The following is a 17,164-nucleotide window of genomic DNA, read 5'->3' as shown; positions in this document are numbered from 1 at the left end:
CGCCATTCCGGAGCGGAGCCGGAACGCGTCGGCCCGCCCCGGCGGGTCGCCGGGGCGGGTGCGGGCTCGGGCCGGTGACCCTTCGTCGGGGGCGCCGGGTGATGCGGTATCCGGGTTTCGGGACCCGGGGCGGGAGGGTCAGGTGACGGGACGCGTGCGGGCGGCGATGAAGTCGGGGCGGGGGGCCGGGGCCGCGTAGGGGGTGGTCAGGGCGTTGTCGACGCTGTTGTAGACGATGAACAGGTTGCTGCGGGGGAACGGGGTGATGTTCTCCGCGGAGCCGTGCATGCAGTTGCTGTCGAACACGGTCGCCGAGCCCGCCGGACCCGTGATCACCGAGATGCCGTGTCGGTCCGCGAGTTCGGTCAGCGAGTCCGGGTCGGGTGTGCCGATCTCCTGGCGACGCAAGGAGGTTCGGTAGTGACCGCGCGGCGTCTCGCCCGGACACGCGACGAACGTACGATGCGAGCCCGGCATGATCATCAACGCGCCGTTGTGTACGTGGTTCTCGGTCAGCGCGATCGAGATGCTCACGGCCCGCATCGCGGGCATGCCGTCCTCGGCGTGCCAGGTCTCGAAGTCGGAGTGCCAGTAGAAGCCGGAGCCGTCGAAGCCGGGCTTCAGGTTGGCGCGGCTCTGGTGGATGTACACGTCCGATCCGAGGATCTGGCGGGCCCGGCCCACCAGCCGTGGATCGTGGACGAGTTCGCGCAGCAGCGGACTGATCCGGTGGACCTCGAAGATCGACCGCACCGCCTCGGATGCGGGCTCGATGACGGTACGTTCGTCCGCGCGAACCTCGGGATCACCGCATAGCCTGGTCAACTCGGCGCGCAGCGCGACGATTTCGTCCGGTTCGAGCAACTGCTCGACCGTGACGAATCCGTCCCGCTCGTAGCCGCGGAGTTCGTCCCGGCCCATCGGGCCCTCGAACGAGTCGGCCCACACGACGGGTTCGCGTCGTTCGAGGCGCAGCGAGTCGGTGACCTGCCGGGTGGGATAGAGGTCGACCGAGGGATGGTTGAGCGGGTGGATCGTCATGCGCCCGCCTCCTCGTGCAGCAGCGGGTACACCCCGTTCTCGTCGTGCGTCTCGCGGCCCGTGCACGGCGGGTTGAACACGCACACCATCCGGATGTCGGTCTTCGGCCGCATGGTGTGCCGTTCGTGACCGTCGAGCAGGTAGGTCGTGCCCGGTGTGATCAGGTACGTCCGGCCGGTCTCCTCGTCGGTGAGTTCGCCCTCGCCGGAGGTGCAGAAGACCGCCTCGATGTGATTGGCATACCACATCGAGGTCTCGGTACCTGCGTACATCACCGTCTCGTGCAGGGAGAAGCCGACGCCCTCCTTCGCGAGGACGATGCGGCGACTGCGCCACGTGTCCGCGACGACGTCGCGGTCGGTGCCGTCGAGTTCGTCCAGTGTGCGAACGATCATCGTGCTGGTCCTTCCGTTGTGGTCGGTGGCGTAAGGGAGTTCAGTTCAGGCGGCGGCACGGACGGCGCGGACGGCGTTCGCGAGGATCCCCATGCCCTCGTCGAGTTCGTCCTCGGTGGTGGTCAGGGCGGGCATCAGCTTGACCACCTCCGACTCGAAACCGGAGGTCTCGACCAGTAGTCCGTCCTCGAAGGACCGTGCGCACACGGCGTCGGCGAAGGAGGTGTCGGCGAAGGTCAGGCCCTGGATGAGGCCGCGACCGCGTCGGGAGGCGCCGAGCTCGGCATGTTCGGTGACGATGTCGTCGAGGTGACGCTCGATCAGTTCGCCCTTGAGCGTGGTCTGTTTCTCCAGCGATCCGTCCGCCCACAGATCCAACGCCGCGGTGGCGGTGACGAAGGCAGGGTTGTTGCCGCGGAAGGTGCCGTTGTGTTCGCCGGGCTCCCACACGTCCAGGTCGCGGCGGAACAGGGTGAGTGCCATCGGCAGGCCGTAGCCACCGATCGACTTCGACAGGCACACGATGTCCGGGGTGATCCCGGCCGGTTCGAAGCTGAAGAACGGACCCGTGCGACCACAGCCCATCTGCACGTCGTCCACGATCAACAGGATGTCGTGGCGCCGACACAGGTCGGCCAGTGCGCGCAGCCACTCGGAACGGGCGACGTTGACGCCGCCCTCGCCCTGCACAGTCTCCACGATCACCGCGGCGGGCAGGTTCAGGCCGCTGCCGCCATCGGTGAGCAGGCGTTCCAACCAGATGAAGTCGGGCAACTGCCCGTCGAAGTAGTTGTCGTACGGCATCGGTGTGGCGTGCACCAGCGGAATACCGGCTCCGGCGCGCTTCTTCGCGTTGCCCGTGACCGCGAGCGCGCCCAGGGTCATGCCGTGGAACGCGTTGGTGAACCCGATCACGGCCTCACGCCCGGTCACCTTGCGGGCCAGCTTGAGCGCGGACTCCACGGTGTTGGCGCCGGTGGGGCCGGGAAACTGCACCTTGTAGTCCAGGCCGCGCGGCTCCAACACCACCTCGTCGAAGCGCTCCAGGAACGTGCGTTTCGCCACGGTGGACATGTCCAGGCTGTGCGTGACCCCGTCGCTCTCCAGGTAGTCGAGCAACGCGCGCTTGAGCAGTGGGTGATTGTGGCCGTAGTTCAGCGCGCCCGCTCCGGCGAAGAAGTCCAGGTAGGTGCGGCCGTTCTCGTCGTGCATCCGGCTGCCGCGCGCGTGGGTGAACACCGTCGGCCAGCTCCGGCAGTAGCTGCGGACCTCGGACTCGAGAGTTTCGAAAACAGTCATGTTTCTCCTGGATCGCATGGTCGAGGGCAGCGGCGAGCCACGTCCGACGGTGCCGCCCCCTCCGGTTCGGGGCCTGTCGGGGGTCAGGCGGCTGCGGTGAACGGGCCTACCCGAAAGAGGACTTCGTCGGCGTGCCCATCCGGGAAGAGCGCCGCGCGAAAGAGTTCGGTACGACTCACGCCCGCCCCGTGTTCGCGTCCCAGCGCGGTGAACAGCGCGATGGACGCCGAGTTGTCGAGGGTGATCGTGGTCTCCAGGCGGGTTTGCCCATGCGGTAGGCGCCGCCGCATCAACGCGGTCAGCATGCGCGTGGCCAGCCCCTGCCCCCGGGCGGATTCGGCCACCGCGACCTGCCACACCATGAGCGTGTCCGGCAGACCGGGTCTGACGTAGCCGGTCACAAAGCCCAGGACCCGGGAGTCGTGGTCACGGGCGACGATCGAGGTCGCCGCGAAGTCCCGGCACCAGAGCAGATAGCTGTACGAGGAGTTGAGATCCAGCGATCCGCTGTCGCGGGCGAGCTGCCACAGCGCAGCGCCGTCGCGCAGCTCGGGTGGACCCATCGAGACGACGGGATGTGCGGATTCCGTTTCGGCGAAGAATTTCGTTTCGGCGGACATGCGGATCGAACCTACCGAGGCGCTCTCGGTGGACCGGAAGGACGGACCTTCCCCGCCTGGGCACCTCTTCGTAATCTTCGGGTGCACGCGCGCACGTTGCCCGGAAGTCGGAAGCCAAACCTCCGGTCGGCGCGCGCTCGACAGCGCCTGCCCTCGGACCGCAGATACTTCGAACTCGGCGGCGATATGCTGGAAGATCTTTTCCGGAATCGGAATACGGCGAGAGATTCTGCGTGAATACCCAAGGATCACCATCGGGCAACACGTCGATAACGTGTCGTGATCATCGCAGAGAGCAAGGATTGGCGATGACGGCGCCGACGATTGTGAGCATGCTCATAATCTTGACTGCGGCAACGACTGTCGGCGCTCGTCTCGCTCTCGCCGGCGCTCGGTGCCGTCGCGCTCGCCTTGCCCCTTCTTCGCGGCTCCCAAATTTCCGAGGCCCGCGGGACATGCCGAGCGACCTCGGAGGGCGTGGGGTTGCGGACGCTGCGGGCACGCGGATGGCGCCCCACCCCGCCGAGCGGGGGGAGCGCCATCGATTGGTCCGGTGGTCCGGTGGTCCGAAAGCCGGATGTCGCTGATGCCGGGAGGTGGTTCGCGCTTCACACCCGGCGCGTCGACCCGAGGTCGGACATCGTCAGGGCCGCGTCGATCTGGTGCACGAAGTCCTTGAGGTCATCGGGCGTGCGGGAGGTGATCAGTACATAGTCGCCCGTGTCGTCCCGCACGACCGGCTCGTCGAGCCAACGGCCGCCGGCGTTGCGGATGTCCGTCTCGACAGACGCGTACGAGGTCAGCGTGCGGTCGCGTACGACGTCGGCCTCGACCAGCATCCACGGGCCATGGCAGATGGCGGCGACGGGGCGGCCCGAGGTGGCGAAGGAGCGGACGATGCCGACGGCGGTGTCGTTCAGGCGCAACGAGTCGGCGTTGAGCGTGCCGCCCGGCACGAGCAGGAGGTCGTAGCCGGACGGGTCCGCGTCGGACAGGGTGAGCGTCGGCGCGACGCTCACGCCCGGGTCCTTGTCGCCGACGAGGGTCCGGATCGGTTCCGTCGAAGGTGCCGCGATGTCGACCCGGGCACCGGATTCGCGGAGACGGCGGACCGGGACAACCAGTTCGTCCTGCTCCACGCCGTAGTTGGTGACGATCGCCAGGATGCGTCGGCCGGTCAGGTCGGAGTCGTTCATCGAGGTCGGCCTTTCGGTTCGCGGTTCACGACAAGGGGAAGAGGGCCGCCGATCGGTTGTGCGGCGACCCACCGCCCCTGCTGCCCACGCGCATTGTCGACAAACGTCGTGTTCACAGCCGAACCGCACCAAGCCGGGTGGTCCCGTCGGATGCCGTCCCGGTCCTCCCTGTGCGGGTCGGCCGCCCGGGATCCGAGATTGCCGAAACCGGGCATGTCGTGCGGGCCCCTCCGGTGCCCGTCCCGGGGCATCTCGGCGGACTCCCGCCGCCCGCCTTCGGTCGGCGCCTCGGACGCGGTGGTGGGAATCCCCTGCGGAGGCGCGGGCGGCGGCCGGCGCCGGCGACGCACTCCGCTCACCACGGGAATGATGAGCAGGACGGCGACCAGGAGTGCGGCGGGGATGGCCACCGCGGCCACGGTTCCCGCCGAGGCCGATTCGAGCCGAGCCAGGGCGATCATGTGCAAACCGCTACCCCGACTCGTGCCGGTGATGCTTCGGCGCCCGGGCCCGGCGCACGCGCGACCCCATGCGCCGTGGCGGACCCGCGCCGGGCGCGGCGAGGGTGGTGTTCGGCGCAACGAAGTCCGGCCTTGCCAAGCCGGTTTGCATCACGCGTGAACAGTTCCGAGCCGCTGCGCACAGGAGGTGCCGTACGGGTGGCAGTCCTTGACCCCCCGCCAGTCGGCAACGGGTCTCGGTGTCTGTCGGCGCAGTTCGCCGGTGGGCGGCCGGGCGTAGGGATGCCCGGGAACCGGCATTCCTCGCCGGTGACTTGGCCGCGGACTCGGCAGTTCCCGGTGCCGACCGGGACGGCCGACACGGAGGGGCAAATCCCGGGCTTCGGGTTCCGCGCCGGTCAGCCGGGCCATTTGCCCGACACGCGGCGGACGGCGGTTGCCCCTCCGCGGTCGGTGGCGGCCTTGACGGCTGCGAAGATCGCCCCCTGTAGCGCGGCGGCGATGAGCACCTCGCGCCACCCACGGTCCTCGTCGGTGGCATCCGGGGCGTCGTCCTCGTGCCCCAGTACCTTCCACATCTGCTTGAACACGGCACCCGCGACCATTCCGCTCAGTGCCCCCGCGAGCAGGCCGATCGGCTTGTACGCGATCTTCGCGGTGTTCATCACCGGCTCCCTTCGTGCGATGACATGATTTCCAATACCCGCGAGACGGGCATCCAGCCTTCGATCAGGTCCGATCACGTCGACGGCCGCGTCATGTCACCCGTCCCGGGTTTCCGCGACCGGCGGGCGCACCGCCTCGTGCATGCCCGCCGCCTCCGCCCGAGGTGTAGCCGGAGTGGGCTACTTCCACATCATGAAGAGGATCACCGGGACGAGGAATAGCAGGACCCACGGTTCGATCAGGACCAGCAGGCCCAGACCGGTGTAGGCGGCTGCTTCGGTCAGGCGGTGCTTGGTGGACTTGCGCTGCTTGCCCTTGCCCTTGCCCTTGCCCTTGGGCTTGCCCTTGCCCTTGGCGCCCGTGCACCGCCCGGTGTCGTCATGGGTGGACTCGGCGGGTGCTTCGAGGTGGTGTTTGGTGAGGGAGATCGGGGGGCTGGTCAGTGCGTCGGCAGGGTTGCTCATGGTGGTCTCCGTGAGTTGTTCGGCGGTGGGTGATGGGTGGTGGGTGGTGGGTCGGCGGGCCGGGTGCATCGACCGCAGCGGCGGAGTTACTGCTGCCGTCGCTCGGCGTGGTCCTTCAGGTGCCGCAGCCATTGGCGCAGCGAGTGGTCGAGCGCGTGGCGCATGTCGTCGGGGGCGGCGTCGACCGGTGCGCCGCTCCAGGATTCGTCGGTGCGAACCGCCACGACGCCGTCCTGCTCGTGGAACGTCCAGACGTGGACGCCTTCGATGCCCTGCACCGGGCCACCCCAGACGATGCGCTTTCCGGGGACGACCTGGTACACGGTCGAGGTGATGTCGAGGCCGTGAGTGAGCCACCGGAACCGCGCGCCGGGGGCGAGTGGGGCGTCGAGTTCGGCGCGGTCGATGTCCGGGTTCCAGTCGGCCCAGGCGTCGATGTTGCTGTGCAGGGCCCAGACGTCGGCGAGCGGGGCGTTCACCGTGATGGAGAGCCGCACGATGACGGGGGCGTCGGCGTCGACGGCCTCGATCGGGGGGAGGGCGGCGTTGGGTGTGCCGGCGGCGAGGGGGGGTGGCTCCGGTGCTCATGGCGAGATCTCCTCGATGAGAAGAGTTCATGAGTGATTGATCACTCAAAGTTTGGATCACAGGAATGTCGGGCAAGTTCGCGCAAATTCAACCGATATGCCGACGTTGTCTTGATGTACTCCTACTGTCAGTCGAGATGTGAGTAGCTAATCACTCACATTTTCGTTCGTCAAGGATCCGCGATCGGAGCAAACGAGGTCGACGTGCCTTGGGCGCGGTCTCGCACTCCGACGCCGCGGCCGTCGTCTTCGCCGCCTGGGCGCGTCGGCGGACCGCGCTGCTCACCGCGCACGGTCGGTGGGGCCGCCTGCGTGGGCGTGGCTTGCCGGGTGTCGGGTCAGCGAGGTTGGCGCAGGCCCGCGACGAGGAGTGCGACCAGGGCGCGTGCGTCGTAGCGGGGGTCCGTCTCGGCGCCGATGCACAGGTTTCCGATGCCGCGCATGAGTTGGTACGCGGTGAGGTCGGAGCGGACCTCGGCCGCTGCGACGGCGGCGTCGAGGAGTAGGGCGCACACCGGTAGGAGGCGGTCGAGGAAGTAGGCGTGCAGGGCCTCGAAGCCGGCGTTGTCGGCCTGCATCGCGGCGGCCAGGCCGTGTTTGGTGACCAGGAAGTCGACGAAGAGGTCGACCCACCGTTCGAGGGCGACGTGGGGCGTCGGGCCGGCGGCCAGGAGGGCGGGGCCGGCCTCGGCGCAGGCGTCGACCTGGTGGCGGTAGACGGCGATGACGAGGTCCGCCCGCGTGGGGAAGTGGCGGTAGACCGTACCCACGCCGACGCCGGCCTTGGTCGCGATGTCGCGTACCGGGGCCTCCACGCCCGAGGCGACGAAGACCGCGGCGGCGGCGTCCAGCAGGGTCTTCTGGTTGCGCCGGACGTCCTTGCGCTTGGATTCGGCCGCGCTTCCCTGCCGGTTGCCGTCGTTCATCGCCGTGCGTCCTTTCGTGCCATTGCAAAGCGGAACCATGTTCCGTATCGTTGGCGGAGCGAGGTTCCGTTTCGCCCATGATGGCAGATCGAGAGACCGCGGCCCATGCCGTCCGACGGGCTCACGCTCCGTCCGGGGAAGGGCACACGACCTCGACAGGCGGTGTCGGCGTGCCCGCGTGTCGGGGACGGCCCTCGCCTCCAATCCCACCCGTCCCGCCGCCTGCGAGGCGAGCGGCGGTTGGCCCCACCGAACCAAGAGTGCGAAGAAGCCGAACGGAAGGCAGTGCCATGTCCGACTCGAACACCACAGACTTCACAGCAGCTACAAACATCCCGAGCACCACGGTGGTATCCGCGAAGCCGATCGTCCTGCCCGCCCCGGGGCGCGGTGAGGACCTCCAGGTGCGCGTGTCCGCCCCCGCGACCGGCGGCGACCTGCCCGTCATCGTCTTCTCGCACGGCTTCGGCTGGTCGATGAACGGCTACGCGCCGCTCGCCGATCACTGGGCCGCCAACGGCTTCGTGGTCGTCCAGCCCACCCACCTCGACTCCCGCACGCTCGCCATCCCGCACGAGGACCCGCGTACGCCCCGGATCTGGCGCATTCGGATCGAGGACCTCACACGCGTGCTGGACGGGCTCGACGTCCTCGAAGCTTCCGTGCCGGGCCTCGCCGGCCGCGTCGACCGTGATCGCATCGCGGTCGCCGGCCACTCCTGGGGCGCCCAGTCGGCGAGCGCGCTGCTCGGGGCGCGTGTCCTCGACGCCGACGGCGTTCCCGGCGAGGACATGTCCGACCCCCGCGTCAAGGCGGGCGTGCTGTTGGCTCTGACCGGCCTGGGCGACGACCTGACTCCCTTCGCCGTCGAGCACCTCCCGTTCCTGAGGCCGTCCTTCGACGCGATGACCACCCCGGCCCTCATCGTCGCCGGGGACCACGACCAGTCCCACCTGTCCACCCGCGGACCGGACTGGTTCACCGACCCCTACACCCACAGCCCGGGAGACAAGAGCCTGCTCACCCTGTTCGGGGCGGAGCACTCGCTCGGCGGCATCCCCGGGTACGAGGTCGCCGAGACGACGGACGAGAGCCCCGCGCGCGTCGCCCTGATCCAGCAGTTCACCACGGCCTTCCTCCGCAGCGCGCTCCGCCCCGAGGACACCGGCTGGAAGACCGCGGTCGCCGCACTGGAGGACGCCGCCGACCCACTGGGGATGTTGCGCAGCAAGTGAAGGCCCTGTTCCCGGCGGACGTTCCGACACGATCGTCGGCGCCGCACGGGCTCGACCTCGACTACGTGAAGGACACCGGGTGCGCCGCCGCCCTTCTCCAACTCTCGGACAAACTGAACCGCCTTACCTACAACGCTGGTTAGGGTCGGTTCATCACCAACGCCGTGCTCGTCGGTGCGATCGGGAAGGTGGTTCCCGACGCTCGGATCGACCTCCCGACCGGAGGCGGGGGACAGCGCATGGACCTCGACATCGGACGTCTTTGGGAAGACACCGACTACCAGGCCGAGTACGACACCGACCGAGCTGCCGGCGACTACATCGCATGGCTGCGCGCAGACGACAAGGATCTGAGGCCGCGCCCGCCGCCCGCCGGGCACCCGCGACCCACACAAGGCGGTGGCGGGGGCCCGGCGGAGCCGGAAGTGGACGGCGGGGGTTCAGCGTTCGCTCACCCGCAGGGTGGTGATGCGGCGGAAGGCCAGGCGGGGTTCCCAGTTCGGCTCGGTGACGACGCGAAGGGTGGGCAGGCGTCGCAGGGTCTTCTCCAGGAGGACGGTGGCCTCCAGACGGGCCAGACCGGCGCCGATGCAGTAGTGGATTCCGCCGCCGAAAGAGATGTGTCGGCCCCGGCGCGTGACGTCGAAGTCGTCCGCGTCGGGTGTGGCCGCCGGGTCGTGGTTCGCCGCGCCGAGCATGGTGTGCACCACTTCCCCGCGGGCGATGGACACTCCCGCGAGTTCGGTGTCCTCGCCGGCCAGGCGGGTGGTCACGTGGATCGGCGGGTCGTAGCGGAAGACCTCCTCGATCGCGTCCGGTACCGCGTCCGGTCGTCCGCTCAGCCAGGACCGCTGGGCGGAATGTCGGTGCAGGATCCACATCATGGTGGACAACAGGGTCGACGTCGTTTCCAGCGAGGCGATGACGATGAACATGACCAGGAAGTAGACCTCCTCGTCGGCGACTTCCCGGTCCGGCTCGATGGAGTCCCAGGTACGCAGCCAGGTCGAGATCACGTCGTCTCCGGGCTTCGCGCGTCGTTCCGCGACCAACGCGGTGAAGTAGTCGCGCAGTCCGATCGCGGCGGCGTCCGCCTCGCGGAGTTGGCGTTTGGTGGGCAGCAACTCCTGCGAGTACGCTTGGGCGTGCGTCAGAGCGCGTAGGAGATCGAAGTCCTCGGCCGGCACGCCCAGCCAGTGCCCGACCGTCGCCACCGGGAGTTGCTCGCCGACGGTGTCGACGAAGTCGGCTTCGCCCGCCGCCATGCGTTCCACGAGGAGGTCGATCAATCCGTCCGTGATCCGCTCGACGGCGGGCCGCATCGCGTCGAGGGTGCTGCGGTCGAAGATGTTGCTGATGGATCGGCGCCGCCGGGTGTGTTGCGGCGGATTGAGTGCCACCAGGGTATGGGCGAGCTCCCGGGACGCGGGCGTCGTCCAGCGGGAACCGTCGGTCTGAGCGGCGCGCCACGCGCCGTCCAAGGCGAGCCAGGCCGGACTGCGCAGCACCTGATCGCAGGTCTGATAGGACGTCAGCAGATATCCGCCCCAGGGCGCGGGCACGACTTCGCCCATCGCTCTGAGTTCCGCGTAGATGGGCAGGGGGTCCGCCTGTCCGCCGACCGAGCGCAGGCGGGACAACAGGCCGACGACGGTCCGGCGGTCAATCACGGTGGCGGATACTGAGGACTGCATGACGTCTCCTTGGTGGAACTCAACAGGATGTCAACTAGACGCTCGGCACAGGCGTGATCGGTCGGGCGCCCCGCTGTCCGGGCGGGCGCCGCGGTTTGTGGTATTTGGGTGGTGTGGGCGGGGGGGGCACCCCCGGGACTTGGCCAAAGGGCCGGGGGGGTGGGGGTAAAAATCGGCGGTGCGGCGGGTTATTGGTTGCGCCACCAGTTCAGGAAGGAACTCCACACACCCGGCTTGCGAACGTCCTCACCACGGTCGGCTCGGCCGGCGGCGACGCGCGGGGCGGCGGTCGGTACGGGGGGTGGTGTACTCGCCGCGCGGTGGGTGAGGACGGGGGTGTAGCGCGCCGGCAGCGCGTTCAGGGCGCGGTGGAAGGGGCCCGGCCGCCAGTCCAACTCCTGAACAGGGATCGCCAATTCGAGATCGGGGAGGCGGTTGAGGAGCTTCTCGATCGCGGCGGTGGCGATCAGCCACGCGGAGTCCTTGGCCGGGCAGGCGTGCGGCCCGGCGCTCCAGGCGAGGTGCGAGCGGTTGTTCGGGCGCTGTCCGTGCGCGAAGAGCGTGGGGTCGGTATTGGCGGCGGCGAAACTGATCACCACCGGCGTTCCCTGGCGCACCACGACGCCGGACAGGTCGACGTCGCGCACGGGGTAGTGCACGGCGTAGTTCGCCATCGGCGGGTCGGTCCACAACACCTCTTCGAGCGCGTCCTCGACGGAACCCCCGGCTCCGAACAGGCTGGCCGAGAAGCGTTCGTCGGACAGGATCAGCCGCAGCCCGTTGGCGATAAGGTTCCGTTGCGGTTCGGTGCCCGCACTCATCAGCATGACGAGTTGATGGATCATCTCCTCGTCGTTGAGCCGGTTGGGATGCGCCATCAGCCACGACGTGACGTCGGGTCCGGGATGGGCGCGCTTGAGCGCGACGAGTTCCACCAGGGCGCCGGTGAGCACCGCGTTGGCGTTCTCCGCGTCGACGCCCTCGAAGATTCCCGAGATGCCCGCGACCAGCCGGTCGCCCAACTCGGCCGGGCTGCCGAAGAGTCGGCTGAAGACCAGGAGCGGCAGGGTCTTGGCGTAGCCGTGCAGCAGGTCCACCGAGCCGCTGTCGCCCCACTGGTCGATGAGGTAGTCCGAACTGCTCTCGACGAATCGACGCAGCTCGTACGGATCGATCCGATTCAGACTGTCGGTCACCGCCTGACGCAGCCTCAGGTGCTCGGAACCGTCGGTGAACAGGCAGTTCGGTCGGTACATCATCATCGGCACGACCGGACTGTCGGCCGGCACCGTACCGTCCGCCAGTGCCCGCCAGCGACGAGGGTCCTTGGCGAAGACTTCCGGCGAGTGCAGTACGTGCAGCGCGGCGGCGTGCGAGGTCACGAGCATGGCGTCGACGCCGGGCGCCAACTCCACGGGTGCGGCAGGTCCCTGGCGGCGCAGTTCGGCGTACACGGCATGGGCGTCCATGGAGAACGCCTTGCCGTGCAGCGAAGTCGCGCCGTTGCCGGCGTGCGCGGGGCAGCCGGGGGGTGGCGCGGACGGATCATCGGGACGAGAGTTCACGCGGGTTCCTTTTGCGCACGGGCCTGGAGGTAGCGGACAAGGGTCATCAAGGCCTCCTTCGACGAATCGCGATCACGGGCGTCGCACGTGATCAGCGGCGTCTCGGGAAGGAGGTCGAGGGCGTCGCGGAGCCGGTCCATGGGGTAGGTGGGGGATCCGTCGAAGCGGTTGATCGCGACCGCGTACGGGATGTCGTGTTCCTCGAGCAGTCCGATCACGTCGAAGGACTGATCGAAGCGCTGCGGGTCGATCAGTACCAGGGCGCCGAGGGCGCCGATGGTCATGTCCTTCCACACCTGCGCGAATCGCTGCTGCCCGGGGGTGCCGAACAGGTACAGGACCACGCGCTCGCTGAGGGTGAGCCGGCCGAAGTCCAATGCCACGGTGGTGGTGGTCTTGCGGCCGGCGCCGGTGAGGTCGTCCACGTCGACGCTCGCCTGGGTCATGGTTTCTTCGGTGCTCAGCGGGCGGATCTCGGACATCGTGCCGACGAAGGTGGTCTTGCCCACCGCGAAGTGCCCGACGATCAGGATCTTGGCCGCGACGCGCACGCTGTCCGAGAGGTAGACGTCTGCCACGGTGACGGGGGGGCCGGCACCGGGGCGGTCGTCAGAGACGAGCGAGTCCATCGAGCACCTCCTGGAGGAGTTCACGCCGCGGCAACTCGGCCGGGGGTATGGGTTGCCGAGTGGCGACGATGCCGCTGTCGATGAGGTCGGACAGCAGCACCTTGACGACGCCGATGGGCAGTTCGAGATGCCCGGCCACCTCGGCCACGGAGAGGATGCCGCCCCGGCACAGGGCGACCAGGCGCTTCTTCTCGGGATCCAGGATGTGCGGGGACATGTCGCCGGGAAGCGCGATCACCAGACTGACCAGGTCGAGGCCATCACGGGTGGGATGCCCGCGGCCCTGGGTGATGACGTAGGCACGGACTAATTCGGGAGTGCCGGGCTCCGGCTTGTCGGGCGTCATCATACGGCGTGATCCACGTCCTGTCGGGGCGGGCTGGTCAGTTCCTTTCCTAGCTGACGGACCAGCTGTTGCATGCGAAACGTGATGATCTCCATATCAACGTGTTCGGTGGCGGACACCGCCAGATAGGCTCCGGGGCCGGCCGCCACGAGAAAGATGAATCCGTCACCGAACTCGACCAGGGTTTGCCGCCACGGTGTTTCCGCGTTGCCGGTGAACTCCGCGGTGCTGCGACTGATCGACTGGAGGCCGGAAAGCGCCGCAGCCTGTCGATCCGCCTCATCGCGGGAGATTCCGTCGGAATGCGCCCGCAATATCCCGTCGGCGGACAGGAGAATCGCGTGTCGGGCCTCTGGAAGCTTGAGAGCGTCGTTGAGCATCCAGGCCAGGTCGTTGTTCATCGAGATTCGTGCCCTTTGGTGTCTGTGTCGGGGACGCGGCCGGAACGGGTGCCTCGTTGGAAGGCACCCATGAGTCCCGCGACTTCCGCGTCCGATCGGGCGGGGGCGTCCGGCGGGTCGGCCTGCTCGGACCGCGCGGCCGGGAGCGGCGCTCTGCGCCGGCGCTGCGGCAGGTCGTCCTCCGAGGGTGCGGACGCCGGGGCCGGCTGCGCGGCTCGCGGGGCGGCCGGCACGACTTCCCGGGGCTGGGCCGCGACCCTGCGCTCGCGTCGAATCGGCTGCTCGGGCGACGGCCCCGTGTCCACAGCGGTGGTGAGCAGTTCGGGAGGCAGCATGACCACCGCGCGGGTACCGCCGTAGGGGGAGCGGGTGTCCACCGAGACGGTGAACCCGTACTGGGCCGCGAGCATGCCGATCACGGGGAAGCCGAACTGCGGGGGATGCCCCAGCCGGGTGATGCCGACCGGCTCGTCCGCGGTCAGGAAGCGCGCGGCGCTTTGCCGGACCTCCTCGTGCATGCCCACACCCGCATCGTCGACCATGATGCAGACGCCGTTGGGCACGGTCTGGAAGTTGATCTCGACGGTCGTGTGCGGGGGCGAGTAACTGGCGGCGTTGTCCAGGAGTTCGGCCACGGCGAGAGCCACCGGCTCCACCGCTCGGCCGATGACCGCCACGTTGGACTGCATCCGGATCTCGACCCGCAGATAGTCCCGGATCCGACCTTTGGCGCCGCGCATGACGTCGTAGAGCGGTGTGGCGTTGCGTTGCCTTCCGGTCCAACCGCCGCACAGCGCGGCGATCACCTGGGCCCGCCGGCCGAACTGCGAGTTCATGTGGTCGATTCCCAGCAGGTCCTGGAGGAGTTGGGAATCGGCGTAGTTCTTCTGCATCTCGGAGATCGCGAGCTGCTGCTCACTGGCCAGACCCTGCAGGGTCCGCATCGCGGCCTTGAGAGCGGTCTTGGCCGAATGATCGGCGCGGTTCCGGGCGTCCTCGACCGCGGTGGTGAACATCTCCACGACCGTCTCGATGCCCTGCGCGTAGGGGGTGTCGCGTAGCTCCTCGTGCAGCAGGACGGAGCCCTTGAGCCGTTCGCCCGATTCCACCAGGGCGGGCAGCAGAGTTCGCGCCACGTTGAGAATCTCGTCGTCGCGCATATTCACATTCTCGGCGAGTGTGCGGTTTCTTTCACGCAAACCCTTGACAGTTCTTCGGCTTCGCGCCGCGTATATCCCGGCGGCGCCCGTGCCGATCACCCCGTACCAGAGTGCGGGGTCGTGCATGAAATCCATTTACAAGATCCTCGTCACGCGATAAGGCAAGCCCGGGTGGCCGGCTCGGTTCGGCGGGTGCATCGACAACACGAGCGGTCGGCCATGGTTCGACCCGACCTCTCCGTACGCGCCGAATATGTCTCATTGACACCAAGCGTCACTTTTGGCATTGCTCTCTCGGTTGTAGGGCCTTGTGATTCTAATGGCGTTGAGTTGCCCAGATCGAATCCTCGTCACGCGGCGCTTTCCAGCCATTCCGTTCTGCGACGGACTTGACGAAGTACGCGATTATGTCCCGAAGTATCGAGACATGCTGCTTTATCCCGATCGACGGTACGAACGGTGGTCGGCGACGCATTTCGAGTGGGAAATCGGCCGATTGGAGAGGTCGGTGAGGATTGCGATCCGGAATGCGCGAACCGGATGGCTGGAATGCGTCATATGCATGGACGCCGGTGGCCGATATGCCGGGCCGACGCCGTGCCCACGTCGCGGGGCAGGGGTGGAACGCGGGACGCGGCTCCCGCGGCGGGCGCGGCACGCACGGTGCGCTCGAACCAGCCCGGCGTGGCACGCGGCGGACGGGTGGATCCCGTGTCGATGACGCGCCCGTCGCGACGACGACCGACGCCGGGATGCGTCGGATTCACGCCAAGTGGCCACCGAGGCATCCGAATCCACCGGCCGCGGATGACGGCCGGGCATGGGTGTGCCGGTCAGCCGCCGGTGGTCTCGCCGACCGCGACGGCGAGGAGGTGGCTGTCCAGAAGCCCGACGTCCGCAAGCCGGGACGGGGCGGAGTACGCGTGCAGGAGCGCCTTGCTCGTGCGCAGCGCCGAGGCCGACCTGCGCAGTGTCGGCCTGATCCAGCCGTCGACCACCCGGTCGATGTCGGTCGAGGGCACCACGCGATGCAACAGGCCGATTCGGTGGGCGGTTTGCGCGTCGAGGGCGTCGGCGGTCAGTACCAGTTCCCGTACCCGCGACATGCCCAGTTCGCTGATCAGCCGGGCGAGCGCGCCGCCCCAGGTGGTGGGGAGCCCGAGCGCGAGTTCGGGAAGCCGGAAGCGACTGTCCTCGGTGCCCACACGCAGGTCGCAGTGCAGTGCGAGGGCCACCCCGGCTCCGATCGTTCTGCCGTGTACCCGGGCTATCGTGACGACTTCGGCCGCGGCCAGCGCCTCGCACACGGCCCGGGCCCGGTCGCCCAGGCGGCGAAGCGCGAGGCCCGTGGGGTCGGCCGCCAACAATTCGGCCATCTCGGCCCGACCTCCACCCAGGCAGAAGTCGTCACCCGCACCCGAGAGCACCAGGACACGAACGTCGGGGCGTTCGCGGAGTCCGGCAAGAAGGGTGCCGAGCTCGGACAACATGGTCTCGTCGAGCGGGTTGCCCTTGTCGGGGCGGTCGAGACGAACCCGCAGCACGCCGCCCTCGTCGGTCACGGCGAGGGTCTTGTGGTCGTGCGACATGAACGGCTCCATCGGTGTCGACTGGCTTCCTCTGGCTTCCTCAAGGGCAGGTCGACGAAGCGCAGGAGCACTCTCCGCAGCGGGATCGTTGCTTCGAGGCCGTCCGGGACCGGCAACGAGACAGTAGTGGAGTCCGCGGCTCAAGGCCAGGTCACGGCCCTGCCCGAGACGGAGGCCGCGGCAGTCGGGATCATGGCGATGTTCCGGACGTGCTGCTGCCCGGTAGGCCGGGCAACCGGCCTACCGGGCAGCATTGTTCGAAGACGGACCGATCAGGGCCGAAGTCGCGCGGACCGGTCGCGTGCGGCTTTGCTCAGCAGGCGCCGAGGTCGACCCACACTCCCCATTGGCCGGTGGTTCCCGGGACTTCGCCCTGGGTCCACCACTTGGCGCGGTAGGTGTGGCCGTTGTACGAGACCACGTTGCCGTTGGTGTAGACCGTGTTCGCGTTCCACGCGGGTGCGGTGCAGCCACCGGGGCCGTTGCCGACGGTCAGCGTGTATTGCGCGGTATGGGTGGTGGTGCCGGTGGCGGTCACCGTCACCGGGTACGTGCCCGGAGTCGCCGACGAACTCACCGAGAACTTCAGCGACGAGTTGGCCCCCGACTGGATGGTGCCCGGCGTGAACTCCGAGGTCACCCCACTGGGCAGGTTCGAGGTGGTCAGGGTGAGGGTTTGCGCGGTGCCGCCGGTGGTCGTGGTGCCGACCGTGGTCGTGACGTCGCCACCGGGCGGCGCGTTGCCCGACGTCGGGTTGAGCGTCATCGAGAAGTCGGGGTCGCTCGGACCCGAGGTGCAGGTGGGGTCGTTCGGCTGCGCCGGCAGGCTGACGGCGTCCCACGCGGCCTTGGTCTTGTTGAACAGGGCGCAGGTGGGGTCGAGGGTCTTG

General features: G+C 68.6%; 20 protein-coding genes. 1 reads left to right on the top strand and 19 read right to left on the bottom strand.

Annotated elements, in window-relative coordinates:
• Positions 1-138: 138 nt before the first annotated feature.
• From thpD to ACIRL2_RS37675, 11 genes are all read right to left on the bottom strand, one after another.
• Positions 139-1,041, bottom strand: a complete 903-nt coding sequence (thpD, locus tag ACIRL2_RS37725; RefSeq protein WP_402238368.1) for an ectoine hydroxylase — start codon at positions 1,039-1,041, stop codon at positions 139-141.
• Positions 1,038-1,436, bottom strand: coding sequence for an ectoine synthase (locus ACIRL2_RS37720; RefSeq protein WP_395869646.1), 399 nt, complete (start codon positions 1,434-1,436; stop codon positions 1,038-1,040). Before ACIRL2_RS37720 ends, thpD begins: the two co-directional genes overlap by 4 nt.
• A gap of 45 nt (positions 1,437-1,481) precedes the next feature.
• Positions 1,482-2,735 carry a diaminobutyrate--2-oxoglutarate transaminase gene (ectB, locus tag ACIRL2_RS37715; protein WP_402238366.1) on the bottom strand — a complete coding sequence of 418 codons (1,254 nt, stop codon included), beginning with the start codon at positions 2,733-2,735 and terminating at the stop codon, positions 1,482-1,484.
• A gap of 83 nt (positions 2,736-2,818) precedes the next feature.
• A complete protein-coding gene (ectA, locus tag ACIRL2_RS37710) occupies positions 2,819-3,355 on the bottom strand; it encodes a diaminobutyrate acetyltransferase (protein WP_395869642.1) in 537 nt (178 codons plus the stop codon).
• Between the two features lie 608 nt (positions 3,356-3,963).
• Complete coding sequence (locus ACIRL2_RS37705) at positions 3,964-4,551, bottom strand: type 1 glutamine amidotransferase domain-containing protein (protein WP_395869640.1); 588 nt, start codon at positions 4,549-4,551, stop codon at positions 3,964-3,966.
• Complete coding sequence (locus ACIRL2_RS37700) at positions 4,548-5,012, bottom strand: DUF6479 family protein (RefSeq protein ID WP_402238364.1); 465 nt, start codon at positions 5,010-5,012, stop codon at positions 4,548-4,550. The genes ACIRL2_RS37705 and ACIRL2_RS37700 overlap by 4 nt, the downstream gene beginning before the upstream one ends.
• Before the next feature lie 150 nt (positions 5,013-5,162).
• A complete protein-coding gene (locus ACIRL2_RS37695; protein ID WP_402238362.1) occupies positions 5,163-5,312 on the bottom strand; it encodes a carboxylesterase family protein in 150 nt (49 codons plus the stop codon).
• Positions 5,313-5,410: 98 nt separating this feature from the next.
• Positions 5,411-5,677, bottom strand: coding sequence for a DUF4235 domain-containing protein (locus ACIRL2_RS37690; protein ID WP_395869638.1), 267 nt, complete (start codon positions 5,675-5,677; stop codon positions 5,411-5,413).
• A gap of 180 nt (positions 5,678-5,857) precedes the next feature.
• On the bottom strand, positions 5,858-6,142 hold the full coding sequence (locus ACIRL2_RS37685; protein ID WP_402238359.1) for a hypothetical protein: 285 nt from the start codon (positions 6,140-6,142) through the stop codon (positions 5,858-5,860).
• An 86-nt stretch (positions 6,143-6,228) separates the two neighbouring features.
• Positions 6,229-6,639: an SRPBCC family protein gene (locus ACIRL2_RS37680; RefSeq protein WP_402238356.1), complete on the bottom strand. Its 411-nt coding sequence runs from the start codon at positions 6,637-6,639 to the stop codon at positions 6,229-6,231.
• Positions 6,640-7,067: 428 nt separating this feature from the next.
• Positions 7,068-7,655, bottom strand: coding sequence for a TetR/AcrR family transcriptional regulator (locus tag ACIRL2_RS37675; protein ID WP_395869633.1), 588 nt, complete (start codon positions 7,653-7,655; stop codon positions 7,068-7,070).
• Positions 7,656-7,945: 290 nt separating this feature from the next.
• Here ACIRL2_RS37675 and ACIRL2_RS37670 point away from each other — a divergent pair, with 290 nt between their 5' ends.
• Positions 7,946-8,890 (top strand): alpha/beta hydrolase family protein, encoded by a 945-nt coding sequence (locus ACIRL2_RS37670; protein WP_402238353.1) that lies wholly within the window; start codon positions 7,946-7,948, stop codon positions 8,888-8,890.
• A 440-nt stretch (positions 8,891-9,330) separates the two neighbouring features.
• Here the strand turns inward: ACIRL2_RS37670 and ACIRL2_RS37665 are convergent, their stop codons facing one another.
• From ACIRL2_RS37665 to ACIRL2_RS37630, 8 genes are all read right to left on the bottom strand, one after another.
• Positions 9,331-10,584, bottom strand: coding sequence for a cytochrome P450 (locus tag ACIRL2_RS37665; RefSeq protein WP_395869629.1), 1,254 nt, complete (start codon positions 10,582-10,584; stop codon positions 9,331-9,333).
• Between the two features lie 188 nt (positions 10,585-10,772).
• Entirely contained in the window at positions 10,773-12,149 is a 1,377-nt protein-coding gene (locus ACIRL2_RS37660) for a cytochrome P450 (protein ID WP_395869626.1), read from the bottom strand.
• The gene (locus ACIRL2_RS37655) at positions 12,146-12,778 is read right to left on the bottom strand and encodes a GTP-binding protein (protein WP_395869624.1); all 633 of its coding nucleotides are present in this window, start codon (positions 12,776-12,778) and stop codon (positions 12,146-12,148) included. Before ACIRL2_RS37655 ends, ACIRL2_RS37660 begins: the two co-directional genes overlap by 4 nt.
• Complete coding sequence (locus ACIRL2_RS37650; RefSeq protein ID WP_402238532.1) at positions 12,759-13,124, bottom strand: DUF742 domain-containing protein; 366 nt, start codon at positions 13,122-13,124, stop codon at positions 12,759-12,761. The genes ACIRL2_RS37655 and ACIRL2_RS37650 overlap by 20 nt, the downstream gene beginning before the upstream one ends.
• Positions 13,124-13,525 carry a roadblock/LC7 domain-containing protein gene (locus tag ACIRL2_RS37645; protein WP_395869622.1) on the bottom strand — a complete coding sequence of 134 codons (402 nt, stop codon included), beginning with the start codon at positions 13,523-13,525 and terminating at the stop codon, positions 13,124-13,126. Before ACIRL2_RS37645 ends, ACIRL2_RS37650 begins: the two co-directional genes overlap by 1 nt.
• Positions 13,522-14,685 carry an ATP-binding protein gene (locus ACIRL2_RS37640; RefSeq protein WP_402238349.1) on the bottom strand — a complete coding sequence of 388 codons (1,164 nt, stop codon included), beginning with the start codon at positions 14,683-14,685 and terminating at the stop codon, positions 13,522-13,524. Before ACIRL2_RS37640 ends, ACIRL2_RS37645 begins: the two co-directional genes overlap by 4 nt.
• Positions 14,686-15,518: 833 nt before the next feature.
• Positions 15,519-16,274, bottom strand: coding sequence for an enoyl-CoA hydratase/isomerase family protein (locus ACIRL2_RS37635; protein WP_395869618.1), 756 nt, complete (start codon positions 16,272-16,274; stop codon positions 15,519-15,521).
• A 313-nt stretch (positions 16,275-16,587) separates the two neighbouring features.
• The coding region (locus ACIRL2_RS37630; protein ID WP_395869616.1) for a carbohydrate-binding protein at positions 16,588-17,164 on the bottom strand (577 nt) is incomplete at its 5' end.

It is taken from the genome of Embleya sp. NPDC127516, from assembly GCF_044765325.1.
Taxonomy (GTDB): domain Bacteria; phylum Actinomycetota; class Actinomycetes; order Streptomycetales; family Streptomycetaceae; genus Embleya.
The sequence above is the reverse complement of the archived record's forward strand: the minus strand, read 5'-3'. Positions and strand labels throughout refer to the sequence as shown.

Bases quoted from the DNA above. Each gene is read 5' to 3' on its own strand.
- thpD (WP_402238368.1), bottom strand. From the start codon at position 1,041: ATGACGATCCACCCGCTCAACCATCCCTCGGTCGACCTCTATCCCACC.
- ACIRL2_RS37720 (WP_395869646.1), bottom strand. From the start codon at position 1,436: ATGATCGTTCGCACACTGGACGAACTCGACGGCACCGACCGCGACGTC.
- ectB (WP_402238366.1), bottom strand. From the start codon at position 2,735: ATGACTGTTTTCGAAACTCTCGAGTCCGAGGTCCGCAGCTACTGCCGG.
- ectA (WP_395869642.1), bottom strand. From the start codon at position 3,355: ATGTCCGCCGAAACGAAATTCTTCGCCGAAACGGAATCCGCACATCCC.
- ACIRL2_RS37705 (WP_395869640.1), bottom strand. From the start codon at position 4,551: ATGAACGACTCCGACCTGACCGGCCGACGCATCCTGGCGATCGTCACC.
- ACIRL2_RS37700 (WP_402238364.1), bottom strand. From the start codon at position 5,012: ATGATCGCCCTGGCTCGGCTCGAATCGGCCTCGGCGGGAACCGTGGCC.
- ACIRL2_RS37695 (WP_402238362.1), bottom strand. From the start codon at position 5,312: ATGCCGGTTCCCGGGCATCCCTACGCCCGGCCGCCCACCGGCGAACTG.
- ACIRL2_RS37690 (WP_395869638.1), bottom strand. From the start codon at position 5,677: ATGAACACCGCGAAGATCGCGTACAAGCCGATCGGCCTGCTCGCGGGG.
- ACIRL2_RS37685 (WP_402238359.1), bottom strand. From the start codon at position 6,142: ATGAGCAACCCTGCCGACGCACTGACCAGCCCCCCGATCTCCCTCACC.
- ACIRL2_RS37675 (WP_395869633.1), bottom strand. From the start codon at position 7,655: ATGAACGACGGCAACCGGCAGGGAAGCGCGGCCGAATCCAAGCGCAAG.
- ACIRL2_RS37670 (WP_402238353.1), top strand. From the start codon at position 7,946: ATGTCCGACTCGAACACCACAGACTTCACAGCAGCTACAAACATCCCG.
- ACIRL2_RS37665 (WP_395869629.1), bottom strand. From the start codon at position 10,584: ATGCAGTCCTCAGTATCCGCCACCGTGATTGACCGCCGGACCGTCGTC.
- ACIRL2_RS37655 (WP_395869624.1), bottom strand. From the start codon at position 12,778: ATGGACTCGCTCGTCTCTGACGACCGCCCCGGTGCCGGCCCCCCCGTC.
- ACIRL2_RS37650 (WP_402238532.1), bottom strand. From the start codon at position 13,124: ATGACGCCCGACAAGCCGGAGCCCGGCACTCCCGAATTAGTCCGTGCC.
- ACIRL2_RS37645 (WP_395869622.1), bottom strand. From the start codon at position 13,525: ATGAACAACGACCTGGCCTGGATGCTCAACGACGCTCTCAAGCTTCCA.
- ACIRL2_RS37640 (WP_402238349.1), bottom strand. From the start codon at position 14,685: ATGCGCGACGACGAGATTCTCAACGTGGCGCGAACTCTGCTGCCCGCC.
- ACIRL2_RS37635 (WP_395869618.1), bottom strand. From the start codon at position 16,274: ATGTCGCACGACCACAAGACCCTCGCCGTGACCGACGAGGGCGGCGTG.